Source organism: Plantactinospora veratri, from assembly GCF_036421995.1.
Taxonomy (GTDB): Bacteria; Actinomycetota; Actinomycetes; order Mycobacteriales; family Micromonosporaceae; genus Plantactinospora; species Plantactinospora veratri.
In genome coordinates, this window is record NZ_JAZGQL010000002.1 from 135,578 (window position 1) to 155,334 (window position 19,757).

17 protein-coding genes and 1 pseudogene are annotated in these 19,757 nt (G+C 72.3%); 9 read left to right on the forward strand and 9 right to left on the reverse strand.

The window, feature by feature from the left end; all coding sequences use genetic code 11:
- Positions 1 to 116: 116 nt before the first annotated feature.
- The 7 genes from V1634_RS03270 to V1634_RS03300 all read right to left on the reverse strand — a co-directional run bounded on the left by V1634_RS03270 (position 117) and on the right by V1634_RS03300 (position 7,085).
- Complete coding sequence (locus V1634_RS03270; RefSeq protein ID WP_331206223.1) at positions 117 to 416, reverse strand: DUF1707 SHOCT-like domain-containing protein; 300 nt, start codon at positions 414 to 416, stop codon at positions 117 to 119.
- Between the two features lie 28 nt (positions 417 to 444).
- Complete coding sequence (locus V1634_RS03275; protein ID WP_331206224.1) at positions 445 to 1,644, reverse strand: ROK family transcriptional regulator; 1,200 nt, start codon at positions 1,642 to 1,644, stop codon at positions 445 to 447.
- A gap of 8 nt (positions 1,645 to 1,652) precedes the next feature.
- Positions 1,653 to 2,918, reverse strand: coding sequence for a sugar ABC transporter permease (locus V1634_RS03280; RefSeq protein ID WP_331206225.1), 1,266 nt, complete (start codon positions 2,916 to 2,918; stop codon positions 1,653 to 1,655).
- Positions 2,915 to 3,745, reverse strand: a complete 831-nt coding sequence (locus tag V1634_RS03285; protein WP_331206226.1) for an ATP-binding cassette domain-containing protein — start codon at positions 3,743 to 3,745, stop codon at positions 2,915 to 2,917. Before V1634_RS03285 ends, V1634_RS03280 begins: the two co-directional genes overlap by 4 nt.
- A 165-nt stretch (positions 3,746 to 3,910) precedes the next feature.
- Positions 3,911 to 5,008: a sugar ABC transporter substrate-binding protein gene (locus tag V1634_RS03290; protein ID WP_331206227.1), complete on the reverse strand. Its 1,098-nt coding sequence runs from the start codon at positions 5,006 to 5,008 to the stop codon at positions 3,911 to 3,913.
- A 362-nt stretch (positions 5,009 to 5,370) separates the two neighbouring features.
- Positions 5,371 to 5,850, reverse strand: a complete 480-nt coding sequence (ybaK, locus tag V1634_RS03295) for a Cys-tRNA(Pro) deacylase (protein WP_331206228.1) — start codon at positions 5,848 to 5,850, stop codon at positions 5,371 to 5,373.
- Positions 5,851 to 5,861: 11 nt separating this feature from the next.
- On the reverse strand, positions 5,862 to 7,085 hold the full coding sequence (locus tag V1634_RS03300; protein WP_331206229.1) for a THUMP-like domain-containing protein: 1,224 nt from the start codon (positions 7,083 to 7,085) through the stop codon (positions 5,862 to 5,864).
- 248 nt (positions 7,086 to 7,333) lie between these two features.
- On the opposite strand from V1634_RS03300, the gene groES reads away from it, so the two are divergent.
- The 3 genes from groES (at position 7,334) to V1634_RS03315 (ending at position 11,115) form a co-directional block, all read left to right on the forward strand.
- Positions 7,334 to 7,648: a co-chaperone GroES gene (gene groES / locus V1634_RS03305; RefSeq protein ID WP_199187625.1), complete on the forward strand. Its 315-nt coding sequence runs from the start codon at positions 7,334 to 7,336 to the stop codon at positions 7,646 to 7,648.
- Positions 7,649 to 7,727: 79 nt separating this feature from the next.
- Positions 7,728 to 9,368 carry a chaperonin GroEL gene (gene groL, locus V1634_RS03310; RefSeq protein ID WP_331206231.1) on the forward strand — a complete coding sequence of 547 codons (1,641 nt, stop codon included), beginning with the start codon at positions 7,728 to 7,730 and terminating at the stop codon, positions 9,366 to 9,368.
- A gap of 145 nt (positions 9,369 to 9,513) precedes the next feature.
- Positions 9,514 to 11,115 (forward strand): molybdopterin-dependent oxidoreductase, encoded by a 1,602-nt coding sequence (locus tag V1634_RS03315; protein ID WP_331206232.1) that lies wholly within the window; start codon positions 9,514 to 9,516, stop codon positions 11,113 to 11,115.
- 142 nt (positions 11,116 to 11,257) lie between these two features.
- Here the strand turns inward: V1634_RS03315 and V1634_RS03320 are convergent, their stop codons facing one another.
- Positions 11,258 to 11,674: a WhiB family transcriptional regulator gene (locus V1634_RS03320; protein ID WP_331206233.1), complete on the reverse strand. Its 417-nt coding sequence runs from the start codon at positions 11,672 to 11,674 to the stop codon at positions 11,258 to 11,260.
- Between the two features lie 253 nt (positions 11,675 to 11,927).
- On the opposite strand from V1634_RS03320, the pseudogene V1634_RS35395 reads away from it, so the two are divergent.
- Positions 11,928 to 12,308 (forward strand): annotated as a pseudogene (locus V1634_RS35395) (helix-turn-helix transcriptional regulator); the annotation flags it as partial.
- Between the two features lie 468 nt (positions 12,309 to 12,776).
- Entirely contained in the window at positions 12,777 to 12,968 is a 192-nt protein-coding gene (locus V1634_RS35400; RefSeq protein ID WP_369930863.1) for a response regulator transcription factor, read from the forward strand.
- A 44-nt stretch (positions 12,969 to 13,012) separates the two neighbouring features.
- Here the strand turns inward: V1634_RS35400 and V1634_RS03330 are convergent, their stop codons facing one another.
- The gene (locus V1634_RS03330) at positions 13,013 to 13,444 is read right to left on the reverse strand and encodes a DUF5319 domain-containing protein (RefSeq protein ID WP_331206235.1); all 432 of its coding nucleotides are present in this window, start codon (positions 13,442 to 13,444) and stop codon (positions 13,013 to 13,015) included.
- 308 nt (positions 13,445 to 13,752) lie between these two features.
- Between V1634_RS03330 and guaB the strand changes: the two genes are divergently transcribed.
- The 4 genes from guaB to V1634_RS03350 all read left to right on the forward strand — a co-directional run bounded on the left by guaB (position 13,753) and on the right by V1634_RS03350 (position 19,537).
- Complete coding sequence (guaB, locus tag V1634_RS03335) at positions 13,753 to 15,315, forward strand: IMP dehydrogenase (RefSeq protein ID WP_107260756.1); 1,563 nt, start codon at positions 13,753 to 13,755, stop codon at positions 15,313 to 15,315.
- 49 nt (positions 15,316 to 15,364) lie between these two features.
- Entirely contained in the window at positions 15,365 to 16,483 is a 1,119-nt protein-coding gene (locus V1634_RS03340) for a GuaB3 family IMP dehydrogenase-related protein (protein WP_331206236.1), read from the forward strand.
- Between the two features lie 25 nt (positions 16,484 to 16,508).
- Positions 16,509 to 17,927 carry a M1 family metallopeptidase gene (locus V1634_RS03345; RefSeq protein ID WP_331206237.1) on the forward strand — a complete coding sequence of 473 codons (1,419 nt, stop codon included), beginning with the start codon at positions 16,509 to 16,511 and terminating at the stop codon, positions 17,925 to 17,927.
- A 146-nt stretch (positions 17,928 to 18,073) separates the two neighbouring features.
- The gene (locus V1634_RS03350) at positions 18,074 to 19,537 is read left to right on the forward strand and encodes a M1 family metallopeptidase (protein WP_331206239.1); all 1,464 of its coding nucleotides are present in this window, start codon (positions 18,074 to 18,076) and stop codon (positions 19,535 to 19,537) included.
- The last annotated feature ends 220 nt before the right edge of the window (positions 19,538 to 19,757 follow it).

The window sequence follows — 19,757 nt, forward strand, 5'->3', positions numbered from 1 at the left end:
AGGGCCATCCAAGGGTGCCCGATCGGTCCGGGCAACCGCATGTGGGGAAGAACGCCTTCGGCGGCCCGCCGGGCGGGGTGGAACGTGACGCCCGGGCCCGGCAGCGGACAAAACGCTCAGCGGGTGATCTCCATGATGGCCACCAGCAGCAGCAGGGTGACGACGGCGACGGCGAAGACGATCAGCAGCTCCCGCCGGCTTCCGGTGCCGCCGCCGCCGACCGCTTCGGGGACGGCCGGCGCCGCCGGCAGGTCCCGGGTGACGATGGCCAGCTCCCCGAGGGTACGGGCGGTGTAGACCGCGCCGACCCGCTCGGAGAACTCCTCCAGGCTCAACCTGCCCTGCTCGGTGTGCCGTTGCAGGTCGGCGACCACCCGTTGCCGATCCGAGTCGGAGGCGCGCAGTTGCCCGTCCACGCCGGACAGCGTACGCCCCGGTGTCCGGTCAGCCCGCGTCGAGCGGGTCGGCGAGCAGGTGCTCGAAGGCCAGCTCCGCGGCACCGACCAGCGCGGCGTCCTCGCCCAGTTGCGGGGTACGCAAACGCACCTGCTCGCGCGGGGTGGGCAGGGCCAGCGAGTTGAGCCGGCTGCGCACCCGGGCCGCCGCCGCGAGGTAGACGTCCCGGAGGGTGCCGCCGAAGATGACCACACCCGGGTTGAAGATGTTGATCAGGTTCGCCACGCCGAACCCGAGCCAGTCGCCGACCTGCCGGACCGCCGCCTGGGCGTTCGCGTCGCCCCGGGCCGCCGCGTCGACCACCCGCAGGGCTGCCTCCCGGCCCACGGCGTCGCCCCGGCCGGCCGCCAACAGCAGGGCGTACTCGCCGATCTCGGTCTCCCAGCAGCCGTACGAGCCGCAGCCGCACGGGCTTCCGCCGGGGTTCACCACCATGTGCCCGACCTCGCCGGCGTAACCGCCCTGCCCGGTCAGCCGCCGCCCGCCGACGATGATCCCGGCGTCGATGCCGACGTCCCGGTGCAGGTAGATGACGTCGTCGTAGCCGCTGGCCGCACCCCGGGCGTGCTCGGCGACCGCGCTGGCGTCGGCGGCGTTGCTGACCAGCACCGGGCGCTCCTGCGGCAGCAGCTCGCCGAGCGCCTCGGCCAGCGGCTCGTCCAGCTCGCCACCGCCGGCCCAGGCGCCACGCTCCGGCCGGATGTGCACCGCGTCGTCCGGGCGGCGCAACCGGCCGCAGACCGCCGCCCCGCTGCCGACGTAGACCGAGCCGTCCGGTACCGCCTGGTGCATCTCCTTCACGAAGCCGGCCAGCAGCGGCAGGCTCTCCACCGCTGGCAGCCCCGGCGGCCGCTCGGCCTGCCGACGGTCCAGTACGACCCCGCCGAGCCCGATCCGGGCGGCCCGCAGCCGGTCCACCTCGATGCTGTACGCGTACGCGAAGACCCGCCCCGACTCGGGCCGGACGACCAGCGACGGCCGTCCGGCCCGCCCGGTCTCCCGGGGTGCCCGTTCGCTGACCAGCCCGGCGGCGGCGAGTTCGGCGGTGAGCGCGCCGATGGTGCTCCGGTTCAGCCCGAGGGAGGTGGTCAGCTCCGCCCGGGAGGTGGCGCCGTGGATGTGCACGTACCGCAGCAGCGCGCCGAGATTCTGCCGGCGAATCTCCTCCTGGCTCGGCCCCGCGCGCATCGTGCCCCTTATCGGTTACCGGTCGCTGCGGCCCGACGTCGGGAGAGAGCGTCCACACTGGCCGCGAGCAGCAGCACCAGTCCGGTCACCACGAAGGTGAAGCCGGAGCTGCGGCCGAGCAGCCCCATCCCGTTGTCGATGACCGCGATCACCGCGCCGCCGAGCACCGCGTCCACGATCCGGCCCTTGCCGCCGAAGAGGCTGGTGCCGCCGATCACCGCCGCGCCGACCGCGTAGAGCAGGACCTTGCTGCCCCCGGTGTTGGCGTCGACCGAGGTGGCCCGGCTGGCCGCCACGATGCCGCCGACCGCCGCCATCGAGGAGCAGATCACGAAGACCGAGATCCGGATCCGGTCGACGTTGATGCCGGCCCGCCGGGCCGCCTCCCGGTTGCCGCCGACCGCGTAGACGTGCCGGCCGTACGCGGTGCGTTGCAGTACGAAGGTGAGCACGACCAGCAGGATGACGATGATCGGCACCACGATCGGTACGCCCTTGAGCGAGACGAGCACGTTGCGGCTGCGCTCCAGGTTCAGCAGGTAGACGGCGGTACCGGTGATCACCGCCAGCGACCCGATCCGGATCAGCACCACGGCGAGCGGCTCGGTGACCAGCCCGAGCGCGCTGCGCTTGCGGTGCCGGATCAGTTGCACGGCGGCGTAGCCGGCCACGCCGAGCAGGGTCAGCGCCCAGCCGAGCCAGGGCGGCATGTTCCGGTTGGCGATCGCCACCAGCACCTCGTCCCGGACGGAGACGTTGGTGCCGCCCTTGATCAGCAGCAGCACGATGCCCTGGAAGGCGAGGAACGCCGCGAGGGTGACCACGAAGGACGGGATGCCGACCTTGGCCACCAGGAAGCCGATCACCAGCCCGATCACCACGCCGGTGACGAGCGCGGCGGCGACCGCGACGTACCAGGGATAGCCCTGGAGCGTGACGAGCTGGGCCAGCACGGCCGCGCAGACCCCGCTGGCGAAGCCGGCGGAGAGGTCGATCTCGCCGAGCAGCAGGACGAAGACCAGCCCCATCGCGATCAGTGTCACCGCCGCGCCCTGGGTGAAGAGGTTGGCGAAGTTCCCCTCGGTCATGAAGTTGGGGCGCAGCGCGGCGAAGACGACGCAGAGCACGATGACACCGAGTACGGCCGGCAGCGCGCCCATGTCGCCGCCGCGTACCCGGGCCAGGTAGTCCCGGAAGTGGCTGCCGACCGTGGGCACCGGCGCGGCCGGCACCTCGACCGGCGGCACCACGGTGGTGGGAGGGGCGGCGCTCATCTGTCGACTCCTGCGGTCGTCGTCTCGGTGCTGGGTGGGGTGTCGTGCTTGCCGTTGCCGTTGCCGTTCTCGCCGGTCAGCCCGAGGCCGCCGCTGCGCCCGGCGGTGATCAGTTCGACCACCTGGGCGTGCGTGACGTCGCTGGTCCGCAGCTGCGCGACCATCTGCCCGAGATAGAGCATGGCGATCTGGTCGGAGACGGCGAAGACGTCGTTCATGTTGTGCGAGATGAGCACGACGGCGAGACCGTTGTCGGCCAGCCGGCGGACCAGCTCGAGCACCTGGGCGGTCTGCGCCACGCCCAGCGCGGCGGTCGGCTCGTCGAGGATGACGACCCGGCTGTTCCAGAGCACGGCCTTGGCGATCGCCACGGTCTGCCGCTGCCCGCCGGAGAGGCTGGAGACGTGCTGCCGCAGCGACTTCACGGTCCGCACGGAGAGCCCGGCCAGGGTCTCGGCGGCCATCTGCTCCATCGTGGGCTCGTCGAGGACGATGCCGCTGCGCTTCTCCCGGCCGAGGAACATGTTCTGCACGATGTCGAGGTTGTCGCAGAGCGCGAGGTCCTGGTAGACGACCTCGATGCCGAGGATGGCGGCGTCCCGGGGGTTGTGGATGTGCACCGGTCGGCCCTCGAAGAGGATCTCGCCGCCGTCGGCCGAGTGGATGCCGGCGACGCACTTGACGAGGGTGGACTTGCCGGCGCCGTTGTCGCCGACGAGTGCCGTCACCTCGCCGGGGTTGACCGACAGGTCGACGTCGCGGAGGACCTGGACGGGACCGAAACTCTTGTCGATCCCGCGCAGCTCCAGCAGGGGTGTCGCGGACACGGGTTGGTCTCCTTTACGCGGGTGTCCGGTGGCGGGTGCCGATCGCGGGGTGTCCGATCACGGATCCGGTCCAGTTCTTCTGAGCGGCGAGGACGCCGCCCGGTACGGATGGTTCCGTACCGGGCGGCGTCTCGGCGGGGCAGTCGAGCCGCAGCCGTCGTACGGTCAGCTCACGCCGGCCTCGGTGCAGGCGGCGGCGAACGCGTCCTTGCAGAGTTCTTCCTTGGTGACGTAGCCGTCGGCGACGACGTCCTTGACGTTCTCCTTGTAGATGGCCTTCGGCTCCAGCAGCACGGCCGGCACGTCCCGGTTGCCCTCCGGGTCCCGGACCGTGGTGGGTGCGGCCTTCTTCTCGCCCTTGGCCAGCGCGATCGCCAGTTCGGCGGCCGCGTCGGCCTCCTTCTTGACCGCCTTGTAGACGGTCATGCACTGGTCACCGACGAGAATGTTCTGCAGGCCCTGCACGGTGGCGTCCTGGCCGGTCACCGGGACCTTGCCGTTGAGCTTGTTCCGCTTCAGCACTGAGATGACCGCGTTGCCGAGCCCGTCGTTCGCGGCCAGTACGCCGTCGATCTTGCCGTTCTGCTGGGTCATCATCTGCTCGAAGATCGTGCCGGCCTGGGCGTTGTCCCAGGCGGGTACCCACTGGTCGGGGCCCTTGACGTACTCCTTGGAGTCGTACTTGGCCTTCAGCACGCCGTCGTAGCCGTTCTTGAAGAGCGTGGCGTTGTTGTCGGTCTCCGAGCCGTTCAGCTCGGCGATGACCGGGTTCTTGGCACCCTTGTCGGTCAGGCACTTGACGAGACCCTCGCCCTGGAGCTTGCCGACGGCCTCGTTGTCGAAGCTGACGTAGTACTCGGCCGAGCCGCCGAGGGTCAGCCGGTCGTAGTCGATGGTGAGTACGCCCTGGCTCTTGGCCTTGTCCAGCACCGCCTTGCCGGTGCCGGAGTCCAGGTTGACGATCATCAGGACGTTGACGCCCTCGGTCATCATCTGGTCGGCGATGGTCTGGAACTGCGCCTTGTCGCCCTGGGCGTTCTGGATGGTGGACTCGACGCCGGCGGCCTTGAACGCCGCCTCCAGGTATTTGCGGTCCGCGGTCTCCCAGCGGACCGAGGAGGCGCTGTCCGGAAGGATGACGCCGATCTTCGGCTTCCGCTCGGCGGTGCTACCGCTGCCGTCGCCGGAATCGTCGCCGCAGGCGGCGAGCCCGCCCGTGGTCAGCAGGCCCACGGCGGCGATGGTGAGGATCCCTCTGCGCATTGCACGGGTCCTTTCGGGGTGGGTGTGGTGTCTCGGGTTCCAGCGGTGGTACGCCTGGACGGTCGCCGTGCGCCCCGGTGGCCTCCCCCCGTTGGGCTGCCTGGAAAGCGGCTCCGCCGGGTCGTGCTCCGGCGGGGCGTCGGTGGGCTGCGGCGACCGCCCGCCTCACTTTTGTTGTGTCCGGCAACGTATTGCGCGAAGACTCCTCGGGGCAAGGTCACCGAGGCCATGAGTTTGTTGTTCGCGATAACAATTCGGCAACGTGACCGAAATCCCGGGATCGGCCCGTGGCGATACGCCGGAAATGATCGTTCCTGTGCCGGCACGCGTGCGGCGACCGCACCGCGCGGCCGAGCCGCGGATCAGGGCGCGGCGACCGGGGCGGTGGTGGCCGAGGTGAGCCGGATCAGGTCGGCCGGGGCGAGTTCGAGTTGCAACCCCCGGCGGCCCGCCGAGACGTAGATGGTGGGGAAGCGCTCGGCGGAGGCGTCGACCACGGTACGCAGCGCCCTGCGCTGCCCCAACGGACTGATCCCGCCCCGGACGTAGCCGGTGGTCCGCTCGGCCAGCGTCCGGTCGGCCAGTGTCGCCCGCTTGCCACCCACCGCCGTCGCCAGCGTCTTCAGGTCGAGTTCGCCGGTGACCGGTACCACCGCCACGGTCAGCACCCCGTCGACGCTGGCGACCAGCGACTTGAAGACCCGCTCCGGCGGTACGCCGAGCGCCGCCGCCACCTCGGCGCCGTAGTTCGGCGTCTCCGGCGCGACGTCGTACGGGTGCAGCGTGTGCGGAATCCGCTGCCGCGTCAGCAGCGCGGTCGCCGGTGTGCCCCTGCCCGCCACGCCTGAGCACACTACCCGGGCGACGCGGACCGCTCCGGGGCCGGCACCGGACGGCAGAGCAGCACCGTGGGAGCGTCGGCGACCCGGGTCAGCACCAGGCTCACCGGCTCGCTACCGGTCAGCCGCAGGTCGCGACGGAGCCGCTCCGGCTCCAGCGCCGAACCCCGCTTCAGGATCTCCGCCCGCCCGACGTCGAGGTCGCGCAGCCGGGCCCGCAGCCGCTTCAGCGAGAAGGGCAGCGACTCGAGCACCTCCAGGCAGCGGGCGTACGGGGTGGGCCGGGCGGTGTCGGCGTAGACGTACGCGATCTCGGGGTCGGCGAGGGTGCCGTCGACCGTACCGGCGAACTCGGCGACCAGGTGCGCCCGGACCACCGCCGGGTCCGGGTCGTAGAGGTAGCGCCGGACCGGACCGACCGGGGCCCGGCGGGTCCCGTCGCCGGTCAGTTCCCGCACCGCCGTCCCGGCCAGCAGGGTGGCCCGGCGGGGTGCGGCGGCGAGCGGTCCGGACCAGACGGTCGCCTCGACCAGGTCGCCGTCGACGCTGACCCACTCGCCCTCGGCGCCCGCCGGCAGCAGCCGGTGGTCGATCCCGGGCGCGACCTTGAAGACCGTCCGGGGGACCCGGTCGGCCAGGCCGAGCAGGAAGTCCCAGGGCGGGGAGTAGGCGGCCGGGTCGAAGATCCGCCGGCCGGTGCCGGCCCGGCGCCGGGCCGGGTCGCAGAAGACCGCGTCGACCGGGTCGGCGACGGCGGTGACGTCGAACCGGGTCGCGTCGCCGACGGTCACGGTGAACCGGTCGGCCACCCCGGCCGCCTCGGCGTTCGCGGCGGCCATCGCCGCGGTGACCGGGTCGGCCTCCACGCCGTACACCCGGATGCCGGCCCGGGCGGCGGCGAGCGCGTCGGCGCCGAGACCGCAGCCGAGGTCGACCAGGGTGGCCACTCCGGCGGCGCGTAGCCGGGCGGCCCGCCGGGCCGCGACCCCGGCCCGGGTGGCCTGCTCCAGCCCGGCCCGGGTGAAGAACATCCCGGCCGCCGCCGGGCCGAACTTGGCGGTCGCCCGGCGCCGCAGCTCGGCCTGGGTCAGCGCGGCGGCGGCCAGCCCCGGGGGTACCCCGGCCGAGCGCAGCGCGGCGGCCGCGCCCAGCGGGTCGCCGCCGGCCAGCTCGGCGGCGGTGGCCAGCGCGGTTTCCCCGTCCGGGGTACGCAGCGCGGCGAGCTGCTCGGAATCCACCGGAGCATTGTGCCCACCGGGGCCGGTCACGGGCGTGTCGGGTTGGCACTCTCCTTGACGGAGTGCTAGCCGTCGGCATAACCTGCGGTTAGCACTCTCAAACCGAGGGTGCCAGCTTTCGGGCCGTTGTCCGGGAGCTGAACGCCAGGCGGACCGGCACCCGCGACGACGGACCCGCCCGGTGGCATGTGGCAGATTGACGCTGGTCGGCTCGCCGGCCGGCACAGAAACCAGTACCCCAGGAGGGTATGCCCGTGACTACCGCGACCAAGGTTGCGATCAAGCCGCTCGAGGACCGGATCCTGGTCCAGGCGAACGAGGCTGAGACGACCACGGCGTCGGGCATCGTGATTCCCGACACCGCCAAGGAGAAGCCGCAGGAGGGCACCGTCCTCGCTGTCGGCCCCGGCCGTTTCGACGACGACGGCAACCGGATCCCGGTTGACGTGAAGGTCGGCGACACGGTCATCTACTCGAAGTACGGCGGCACCGAGGTCAAGTACGCCGGCGAGGAGTACCTGGTGCTCTCCGCCCGCGACGTCCTCGCCGTCATCGAGAAGTGATCTGACTGATCCAGTGACGTTGCCCCGGACCGGCCCTGCCGGGCCGGGGCAACGCTCGTGAAGGGACCCTGTTTACACAATGGCGAAGATTCTGAGCTTCTCGGATGACGCCCGGCACCTGCTGGAGCACGGTGTCAACACGCTCGCGGACACGGTCAAGGTCACTCTCGGCCCGCGCGGGCGCAACGTCGTCCTGGACAAGAAGTTCGGTGCTCCGACGATCACCAACGACGGCGTGACCATCGCCAAGGAGATCGAGCTCACCAACCCGTACGAGAACCTCGGCGCGCAGCTGGTCAAGGAGGTGGCGACCAAGACCAACGACGTCGCCGGCGACGGGACCACCACCGCCACCGTGCTGGCCCAGGCCATGGTCCGGGAGGGGCTGCGCAACGTGGCCGCCGGAGCCGGGCCGGCCGCGCTCAAGCGGGGCATCGACCTGGCCGCCGAGAAGATCTCCGAGGCGCTGCTGGAGAAGGCCGTCGAGGTGGGCAGCCGGGAGTCGGTCGCGAACGTGGCGACCATCTCGGCGCAGGACGCCACCATCGGTGACCTGATCGCCGAGGCGATGGAGAAGGTCGGCCGGGACGGTGTGATCACCGTCGAGGAGGGTTCGACGCTCGCCACCGAGCTGGAGGTCACCGAGGGCCTCCAGTTCGACAAGGGCTTCATCTCGCCGAACTTCGTCACCGACACCGAGTCGCAGGAGGCGGTGCTCGACGAGCCGTACATCCTGATCACGACCCAGAAGATCTCCTCGATCGAGGAGCTGCTGCCGCTGCTGGAGAAGGTCCTCCAGACCGCGAAGCCGCTGCTGATCATCGCCGAGGACGTGGAGGGGCAGGCGCTCTCCACCCTGGTCGTCAACGCGATCCGCAAGACCGTCAAGGTCTGCGCGGTGAAGGCGCCCGGCTTCGGTGACCGGCGCAAGGCGATGCTCCAGGACATGGCGATCCTGACCGGCGGCGAGGTGGTCGCCCCCGAGCTGGGCTACAAGCTCGACTCGGTCGGCCTGGAGGTGCTCGGCACCGCCCGCCGGGTGGTCGTCGACAAGGACAACACCACCGTGATCGACGGCCGGGGCCGGGACAACGACGTCGCCGAGCGGATCACCCAGATCCGCAAGGAGATCGAGGCGTCCGACTCCGACTGGGACCGCGAGAAGCTCCAGGAGCGGCTGGCCAAGCTCTCCGGCGGCATCGCGGTGATCAAGGCCGGTGCGGCTACCGAGGTCGAGATGAAGGAGCGCAAGCACCGCATCGAGGACGCCATCGCCGCGACCAAGGCCGCGGTCGAGGAGGGGACCGTACCGGGCGGCGGCGCCGCGCTGGTGCAGATCCTCTCCGCGCTCGACGGTGACCTCGGGCTGACCGGTGACGAGAAGGTGGGCGTCTCGATCGTCCGCAAGGCGCTGGTCGAGCCGCTGCGGTGGATCGCCCAGAACGCCGGCCACGACGGCTACGTGGTGGTGCAGAAGGTCGCCGAGCAGGGCTGGGGCAACGGCCTCGACGCCGCCACCGGCGAGTACAAGGACCTGGCCAAGGCCGGCATCATCGACCCGGTGAAGGTGACCCGTAACGCGGTCACCAACGCGGCGTCGATCGCCGGGCTGCTGCTGACCACCGAGAGCCTCGTCGTGGAGAAGCCGGAGAAGGCCGAGCCGGCCGCCGCCGGTGGGCACGGCCACGGTCACGGCCACCAGCACGGTCCGGGCTTCTGACCGGTCCCGGTCCGGATCACGCCGATCCGCACCGCCCGGCGCGACACCGAGATCCGCGTGAGCGGGCCGGCGTGGGACTTCCCCGCGCCCGGCATCCCGCTCACGCGGATCTCCGTTTCCGGGCCACGGCCGGCACACTGGGTGGATGAGGGTGATCCCGGATCTGGGCGGTGACGGGCCGGCGGCGACGATCCCGGCCCGGCGCGGCGGCCTGCCACGCCGCTTCGGTGCCCTGGCCGGGCTGGCCGCCGCGGCCGTCGCGGTCGGCGCGGCCGAGGTGGTGGCGGTGCTCACCGGCGCCCGTTCCGCCCCGCTGGTCGCGGTCGGCGGCGCGGTGGTGGACCTGGCGCCCGCACCGCTCAAGCGGTTCGCCGTCGACGTCTTCTACATCTACGACAAGATCGCACTCCTGGTCGGCACCGCCGTGCTGCTGGCCGGGTTCGCCGTCCTGGTCGGGCTGGTCGCGGTCCGCTCACTGCCCCTCGGGTACGCCGGGATCGCCCTCTTCGGCGCGGTCGGGGTACTCGCGGCGCTGACCCGGCCCGGGGCCGGCCCGCTCGCCGCGCTGCCCTCGCTGGTCGGCGTCGTACTCGCGGCCGGCGTACTGCGGCTCTTCGTCGCCGGCCCGCCCGGCCGGGCCCTGGCCGTACCGGCCGTCGCCGTCACCGCCCGTCCCGACGCGTACGCCCGGCGCCGGTTCCTGACCGGGGTCGGGCTGGCGGCCGGCGGGGCGGCGGTGGGTGGCTTCGGCGGGCGCTGGCTGTCGACCCGGCGAGGTGTCTCGGCCGCCCGGGCGGCGGTCGAACTGCCGGTCCCGGCCAGCCCGGCGGCCCCGGTGCCGGCAGACGCCGAACTGAAGGTTCCCGGGCTGTCGTCGTACGTCACGCCGAACCGGGACTTCTACCGGATCGACACCGCACTCGTGGTGCCCCGGGTGGACCCGGAGAACTGGCGGCTGCGGATCCACGGCCGGGTGCGGAACCCGGTGACGCTGCGCTTCGCCGACCTGCTGGCCCGGCCGATGATCGAGCGGCACATCACCCTCGCCTGCGTCTCCAACGAGGTCGGCGGGGACCTGGTCGGCAACGCCCGCTGGCTCGGTGTCCCGCTCGGCCCGCTGCTCGCCGAGGTCGGGCCGCTGCCCGGCGCCGACCAGGTGGTGGCGCGCTCCACCGACGGCTGGACCTGCGGCAGCCCGACCGAGGTGCTCACCGACGGCCGGGACGCGATGCTGGCGGTCGGGATGAACGGCGAACCGCTGCCGATCGAGCACGGCTTCCCGGTCCGGGTGGTGGTGCCCGGCCTGTACGGCTACGTCTCGGCCTGCAAGTGGGTGGTGGAGCTGGAGTTGACCAGTTTCGCCGACTTCGACGCGTACTGGGTGCCTCGGGGCTGGTCGGCGCGGGGACCGGTGAAGACCCAGTCGCGGATCGACACCCCACGGGCGGGTCGGGCACTACCGGCCGGCCCGGTCACCGTCGCCGGGGTGGCCTGGGCGCAGCACGTCGGGATCCGCCAGGTGGAGGTACGCGTCGACGACGGCGACTGGCAGCCGGCGACGCTGGCCGGATCGGTATCGACCGACACCTGGGCGCAGTGGTCCTGGCGGTGGCTCGCCACCCCGGGCGAGCACACCCTGCGGGTACGCGCGACCGACGCGACCGGGGCGGTGCAGACCGGGCAGTCGCGTCCGGTCGAGCCGGACGGCGCCACCGGCTGGCACACGGTCACCGTCACGGTGGGCTGAACATCCCGGCAACTGATGACCGGCCCGGGCTCTGGCCGGGCCGGGTCGGGCCGGTAGCGATGGTGCGACCGCCGGTCCGGGACCGGCCGGTGGCGGCGGGTGGATCACGCCCGGGGGCGGCCGGGCGCGGACCGGTGTCGGGTCAGGCCGAGCGTTGCACCGGTACCGGTACCGGTTCGGGCCGGGCGTTGGTGGCCGGCATCGTCGACCGGAACGGCCGGCCGAGCCGGGCCTCCAGCCGGGCCACGTCCACCCGGCTCTGTCGGCGGTCGGCGAGGTCCTCCCAGCCGACGGCGAGCAGCCGGAGCCGCTCGGACTCGCTGAAGCCGCCCCACACCCCGTACGGCTCGCGTACGGCGAGCGCGTGGGCGGCGCATTCGGCGCGTACCGGGCAGGTCGCGCAGACCGCCTTGGCGCTGGCCTCGCGACGGTTGCGGGACGAGCCTCGCTCACCTTCCGGGTGGAAGAACTGGGCACTGTCCCGGCCCCGGCAAGCGCCAAGCCGTTGCCACTCCCACAGATCGACGATGGGTCCAGGCAGCCTGCGTACGTTCGACATCAGCACCCTCCTTCCGCGCGGCACCGCGATGACCTGCTCGGCCGAGATCCGGGCGGCGGGCCGCGCAGGCGCACCGATCCGACCACGGGTTCCGGTACCCCGGGTGCGGACGGCTCACACGTACTTGATCGCGAACTTCTGGCCCCGAATCCGGTCCGTGGGGCGAATCGTCCAAAAAGTTTGTGGTTCATCCGTGGAAACTCATCATGATCATTCACCGGCATGGTCTCCTCGTTGCGGAGAGGAGAGCATCGTGCGCACCGTTCTTGTCTGCGTCCGGACCCCGCTCGCGGCCCAGAACGTCGCGGCGGCGGCGGCCCGGCTCGGGTTGTCCGCCGCGGTCCGTACCGCCGTGTCCGACCCCGAAGCCATGCTCCGGCTCGCCGAGCGGCCGGCGGACGTGGTGCTCGCCGACACCGCGCTCACCCGCCCGGACAGCGTCGGCTTCACCCGGCGGGTACTGGCCCGGTCACCGGGAGCGGCGATCCTGCTGCTCGGCGCCGAGGACCCGGGAGTCGCCGCGGCGACCATCGCGGCCGGCGCCCGCGGGTTGATCCAGGGCAGCGACCACGACCTGGTGAGCGTGGTGGCGAAGGCGATCCTGCTGCTCGGCGGCCGGCCCGGTCGGGGCGGCGCCGCGCTGCCCGGTGGCGCGTTGGCCGGCGGCGGTCAGACCGGCCCCGTCGGTGCCGGCCGCGGCGGCGAGCCCGGTGAGCCGGGTGGCCAGCCCTCGGCCGGCCAGCGGCTGGGCAGTGTGGTGCGGGCGCCGACCGGGCCCGGCCGGGACGGTCCGGGCGGGGACGCACCGGGCGGTCGCCCACCGGGGGACGAGTCGGCCCCGCGTCGACGTACGGACCCGGAATCGCGTACCGGCGAGGCCACCGGCGAGCAGCCGACCGGGCCGGCGGTGGTACCGGCCCAGCGTGGCGACGACCCGAACGCGCCGACCGACCCGAGCACGCCGACCGGTACCGCCGCGGGGCAGTCGTACCCGTCGGAGAAGGCCGGCCCGGACGGGTCCGGCGGCGGCGCTGCGGGGCAGGAGTCGCGCGGCGCCGACGGGCCGGGCGGAACCGGACGGGCGGCTCCGGCCCGCCGACCGGTGCTGACCGAACGCGAGATGCAGGTGCTGGTCGGGATGGCGGACGGGAAGAGCAACGCCGAGATCGGCCGGGAACTGTTCGTCTCGGAGGACACGGTGAAGACCCACGCCCGGCGGTTGTTCCGCAAGCTCGGGGCCCGGGACCGGGCGCACGCGGTGGCGGCCGGTTTCCGGGCCGGCCTGGTGGCCTGACCGGTCGACGCTCCGCCCGCCACGGGAGAGGGTGGTTCCCCGGCTCAGCGCGGGGTCCCGGTCTCGGCCTCGCCCTCGTTCTCGTTCTCGTCCGCGGTCTCGCTCAGGGTGTCGTGCACCCCGTCGGCGTAGCCACGGGCGTATTCCCAGCTGACATAGTGATCCGGGTCGGGATCGTAGGCCGGCTCGTGCACCCGGGGCCGGCCGGAGCTGAGCAGGTGCCGCAGGTTGCCCCGGAGCAGGTCCCAGTCGAAGTAGTGCGGCTCCCGGCAGTCCTCGCACTCGATCACGAGACCGCGCACCCCGACCGGACCCAGCAGCGCCTGGTAGATCTCCAGGTCGGCGAGGTCCTCCAGCACGTCCTGGCGCTCGACCTCGCTGAGCGGGTCGAGTTCGGTCTCCTCGCCCGGGTCGTCAAGGCCGGCGGAGGGATCGGCGGGGTCACCGTTGAACGGGTCGATCGGCTCCTCGTGCACCCCTCCACCGTAGTCCCAACACCGCCCGGCGTGGTCACCCGTTGTGGCCTGTACCGCCGCTGTACCCGCGCCCGCGACGCCCGCCCCGCCGGATGGGTACGATGAACCATCGCGCCGTACCCCGGGGCGAACCCTGGCACCGCCCCGCGCGGGCAGCCTGTCCGACCAGCTCAGCGCCGACCGACCCGCGTCGGCGAGATCGCGGCCGTGTCGGCGGTGACCGTCGTCGACCGTCAACCGGAGCACCGTCAACCGACCAGAGCACCGTCAACCGAAGCATCGTCAACCACAGCAGCAGGGGACACATCGTGGAGAACCGACCCACCAACGACCTTCCGCTGGCCACCGACGCCGACCAGCTCGCCGGGCACCTGCCCGAACTGCCGGCCGGTTCGGCCCGGGTGGTGCCGCTCGGGTTGACCTTCGACGACGTGCTGCTGCAACCCGGCGAGTCCGAGATCATCCCGAGCCGGGTGAACACCATCACCCGGCTGAGCCGTAACGTCGAAATCGCCATCCCGCTGGTCTCCAGCCCGATGGACACGGTGACCGAGGCGCGGATGGCGATCGCGATGGCCCGCAACGGCGGCATCGGCGTGCTGCACCGCAACCTCTCGATCGAGGACCAGGCGCTCCAGGTCGACCTGGTGAAGCGCTCCGAGGCCGGCATGGTGACCAACCCGGTCACCTGTGGGCCGGACGACACCCTGCGGGACGTGGACGCGCTCTGCGGCCGCTACCGGATCTCCGGGGTGCCGGTGACCGACGCCCAGGGCACCCTCGTCGGCATCGTGACCAACCGCGACATGCGGTTCGTCACCGACGGCGGCACCCCGGTACGCCAGATCATGACCCCGATGCCGCTGGTCACCGCCGAGGTCGGCGTGACCAAGGAGGAGGCGCTCGACCTGCTGCGCCGGCACAAGGTCGAGAAGCTGCCGATCGTCGACCCGGACGGCCGGCTGCGCGGCCTGATCACCGTCAAGGACTTCGCCAAGAGCGAGCAGTACCCGCTCGCCACCAAGGACGATGCCGGCCGGCTGCGGGTGGCCGCCGCCGTCGGGGTCGGCGAGGACGCCTACAAGCGGGCCCGCGCGCTGGTCGAGGCCGGGGTGGACGTGCTGATCGTGGACACCGCGCACGGGCACCAGCGGGCCGTGCTCGACATGGTCGGCCGGCTCAAGAAGGACACCACCGTCGACGTGATCGGCGGGAACGTGGCGACCTACGCGGGGGCGAAGGCGCTGGTCGAGGCGGGTGCCGACGCGGTGAAGGTCGGGGTCGGGCCGGGCGCCATCTGCACCACCCGGATCGTCGCCGGGGTCGGCGTACCGCAGATCACCGCGATCATGGAAGCGGCCCGGGCCGCCCGTCCGGCCGGGGTGCCGGTGATCGCCGACGGCGGGATCCAATACTCGGGCGACATCGCCAAGGCGCTGGTGGCCGGCGGCGACACCGTGATGCTCGGCAGCCTGCTCGCCGGCTCCGAGGAGAGCCCCGGCGAGCTGATGTTCATCAACGGCAAGCAGTTCAAGGCGTACCGGGGGATGGGGTCGCTGGGCGCGATGCAGTCGCGCGGGCAGGCCCGGTCGTACTCCAAGGACCGCTACTTCCAGGACGACGTGGCCAGCGAGGAGAAGCTGGTGCCGGAGGGCGTCGAGGGGCAGGTGCCCTACCGTGGCCCGCTGGCCCGGGTCGCCCACCAGCTCGTCGGCGGACTGCGGCTGGCGATGGGCTACGTCGGCGCGGAGACCATCCCCGAGCTGCACCGCCGGGGGCAGCTCATCCGGATCACCGCCGCCGGGTTGAAGGAGAGCCACCCGCACGACATCCAGATGACGGTCGAGGCACCGAACTACCACACCCGCTGACGGTCACCGCCTCCCCGCCACCACCCCCCTTTCTACTCTGGAGTGACCCATGCGTGACGTGGTCGAGATCGGGCTGGGCAAGACCGCACAGCGCGGCTACCACCTGGACGACATCGCGATCGTGCCGAGCCGGCGTACCCGGGACGTGGACGACGTCTCGACCGCCTGGCAGCTCGACGCGTACCAGTTCGGGATCCCCTGCGTCGGGCACCCGTCGGACGCCACCATGAGCCCGGAGTCGGCGGTCACCCTGGGCCGGCTCGGCGGGCTCGGGGTGCTCAACGTCGAGGGGTTGTGGACCCGCTACGAGGAGCCGGCCAAGGTCCTGGAGGAGCTGTCCCGGCTGGAGGAGGGCTCCGCGGCCACCCGCCGGCTCCAGGAGGTGTACGCCGAGCCGATCCGCCCGGAGCTGATCGCCGAGCGGGTACGGCAGATGCGCGAGGGCGGCGGTACGGTCGCCGTCCGGGTCTCCCCGCAGCACACCCTGGCGCTGGCCCCGGTGATCCTGGACGCCGGGGTGGACATCCTGGTGATCCAGGGCACCATCGTCTCGGCCGAGCACGTCTCCACCACCGACGAGCCGTTGAACCTCAAGGAGTTCATCGCCGACCTCGACCTGCCGGTCGTCGCCGGTGGCTGCACCGACTACAAGACCGCGCTGCACCTGATGCGCACCGGTGCGGCCGGCGTGATCGTCGGGCTGGGCGGCGACGACTGGTCGACCACCGAGTCGGTGCTCGGCATCCGGGTGCCGATGGCGACCGCGATCGCCGACGCGGCGGCGGCCCGGCGGGACTACCTCGACGAGACCGGTGGCCGGTACGTGCACCTGATCGCCGACGGCGACCTCCAGACCTCCGGTGACATCGCCAAGGCGCTCGGCTGCGGCGCCGACGCGGTGATGCTCGGCGAGCCGCTCTCGCTCTGCACCGAGGCACCGGCCGGCGGTGCCTGGTGGCACCCGGCGGCCAGCCACCCGAAGCTGCCGCGCGGCGCCTACGGGGTGGCCGACGAGCCGCTCGGCTCGATGGAGAAACTGCTCTACGGGCCGTCGGACGACCCGGAGGGCCAACTGAACCTGTTCGGCGGGCTGCGCCGGGCGATGGCCAAGTGCGGCTACCGGGACCTGAAGGAGTTCCAGAAGGTGGGACTCGTCCTCGACCGGTAGCCGCGACCGTGATCGCGGAGGCGTGATGATCAGGCCGGGGCGGCCGGCGTTGGCCGGCGTACTGGTGACGCTGCTGGTGCTGCTCTCGACCGGCGGCTGCACCGGCACCCGCCGGGACGACCGGCCGACCGAGGGCTTCCGCCCCGGTGCGCCCGGGGTCGGCGACCCGTACTTCCCGACCTACGGCAACGGCGGCTACGACGTCGCCAGCTACCGCCTCCAGGTCAGGTACGACCCGGCGACCGACGAGCTGACCGGCGACGCCGGCATCGAGGCGACCGCGACCCAGGACCTGTCCCGGTTCAACCTCGACCTGGCCGGGCTGACCGTCTCGTCCGTGCAGGTCGACGGCGTCGACGCCGAGCACGCCCGGACCGGCACCGAGCTGGTGGTCACCCCGGCCACCGGCCTCGGCAAGGGCAGGCGGTTCGGGGTACGGGTGCGCTACTCCGGCAAGCCGGCCCCGATCACCAGCCCGGAGCTGGGCAGCGGTGGGCTGCTGCACACCTCGGACGGTGCGATCGCGCTCGGCCAGCCGGAGTCGGCAAGCACCTGGTTCCCGGTCAACGACCATCCGCTGGACAAGGCGACCTACCAGATCGAGGCGACCGTGCCGGAGGGGCTGGCGGCACTGAGCAACGGCACCCCGGGCGGCAGCACCACCGACGCCGGCTGGACCACCTGGCGCTGGGCGGAGCGGTCCCCGATGGCCAGCTACCTGGTCACGCTGGTGATCGGGAAATACCGGGTCAGCACCGGTACGCACGCCGGCAAGCCGCTGGTCACCGCGATCGCCGAGGGCCTGCCGGTGGACGGACCGGCGGAGCGGTCACTGGCCCGTACCGGTGAGATCGTCGACTTCCTGGCCAGCCGGTTCGGCCCGTACCCCTTCGAGGCGTACGGCGGGATCGCGGTCGCCGACAGCCGGATCGGGTACGCCCTGGAAACCCAGTCCCGCCCGGTGTACGGCCCGGCGTTCTTCGCCACCGGCCCGAACCTGGAGGTGGTGGCGCACGAGCTGGCGCACCAGTGGTTCGGCGACAGCGTCTCGATCCGGCGCTGGAGCGACCTCTGGCTCAACGAGGGCTTCGCCAGCTATGCCGAGTGGCTGTGGACGGAGCACGACGGCGGGCCGAGCGTGCAGACCATGTTCGAGCAGGAGTACGCCGGCACCGACTGGGCGGAGCCGGCGCTGGACCCGGGCCGGTCGGAGATCTTCAGCCGGGCGGTCTACAAGCGCGGTGCGCTGGCCGTGCACGCGCTGCGGCGTACGGTCGGCGACGAGCCGTTCTTCCGGATCCTGACGAGCTGGACGGCGCAGCGGCGGGACGGCAACGCGACCACCGACGACCTGGTCGCGCACGCCGAGCGGGTCTCCGGGAAGCGACTGCGTCCACTGTTCGACGCCTGGCTCTCCGGCACCACCGCACCACCCGTTCCCTGAACGCGTTGGCCTGGCTAGGCGATCGGCGGTACGCCCGATCGCACCGGCCGGTAACCCGGATGCCCGTAGCGAATCGCCGGCGGTAGGGTCACGGTCCACCACGGCGCAGCAGGTCGCGTCAGGGATCACTCACGGGATTGGTGCAGATGACGACGAGGCGGCGGTATCGGGCGGCGGTCGGGATGGTGGTGGCCGGCGCACTCGGCCTGACCGGTTGCCAGGGCGATCCGGAGAAGGCGGCGGTGCCGCCCGGCCCGACCCCCTCCGCCACCCCCAGCTACAACTTCCAGCCGGGTGCGGACGGTGTCGGCGACGACTACTTCCCCACGTACGGCAACGCCGGCTACGACGTCGACCGGTACGAGATCAAGGTCCGGTACGACCCCAAGGCCGACCAGCTCAGCGGCACGACGACGGTCTCGGCGAGCGCCACCGCCGACCTGGCCCGGTTCAACCTCGACCTGGCCGGCCTCACCGTACGGTCGGTCACCGTGGACGGCGCACCGGCGACCTCCGCCCGGCAGGGCAACGAACTGGTGGTCACCCCGGCGAAAGGGCTGCCGACCGGCACCCGGTTCAGCACGGTGATCGCGTACGACGGTAAGCCCGCACCGCTGCGCAACAAGGACCTCGGCGACGGCGGCTTCCTGCACACCACCGACGGCGCGATCGCGCTCGGTCAGCCGGAGTCGGCGAGCACCTGGTTCCCGGTGAACGACCACCCGGTGGACAAGGCGACCTACAGCTTCGAGATCACCGTGCCGAAGGGGCTGGTGGCGATCAGCAACGGCACCCCGGGCGGCAGTACCGTCGACGCCGGCTGGACCACCTGGAAGTGGTCGGAGAGCACGCCGATGGCCAGCTACCTGAGCACGCTGGTGATCGGTAGGTACCGGGTGAAGACCGGCACTCACAAGGGGCGGCCGCTCTATACGGCGGTGGCCGACTCGGTGCGCAGGGGTGCCGCCGACACGGCCATGGCCAGCACCACCAAGGTCGCCGACTACCTGGAGACGCTCTTCGGCCCGTACCCGGTCGAGGCGTACGGCGGGGTGGTGGTCGCGGACGACCGAATCCGGTACGCCCTGGAGACGCAGAGTCGCCCCGTCTACGCCTCCGTCTTCTTCGGACCGAACGCCCGCAACGAGGTGGTGGCGCACGAGTTGGCGCACCAGTGGTTCGGCAACAGTGTGGCGCTGAAGAGCTGGCAGGACATCTGGCTCAACGAGGGCTTCGCCACGTACGCCGAGTGGCTCTGGGCGGAACGCTCCGGCCGGCAGCGGGCCCAGCAGGCGTTCGACGTGCGCTACCAGCAGATGGACAAGTCGGTGTGGCAGCTCCCGCCGGGTAGGCCGGGCGCGGCGAACATCTTCAGCGAGTCGGTGTACCAGCGCGGCGGCATGACGCTGCACGCGCTGCGGGTCACCATTGGCGACGACGCGTTCTTCAAGCTGCTGCGCACCTGGGCAGCGGAGAAGAAGGACGCGAACGCCAGCACCGAAGAATTCGTGGCGGTCGCCGAACGGGTCTCCGGCCAGCAGTTGGACGCCTTCTTCGACGCCTGGCTCTATGGCAAGAAGCGCCCGGCCCGGCCGAAGCGCGCCGAATAACGCGGCGACGCGAACCGGTGCCTTGAGCCGGCCGCGCCCGATTGCGGCCGCCGGTTCACCGCGAACGCCCGGGGAATGGCGAGATTGACGACGACCCAGCCGCGGCCACGGAATGGCGCCCGGCATCGCTCGCGGCAACCGGCGTGGGGGGGGGGGGGGGGGGGGGGGGTGGGGGGGGGCGGGGGGGGGCGCGGCGCGGGCGGGGGGTCGGGGCGCCCCC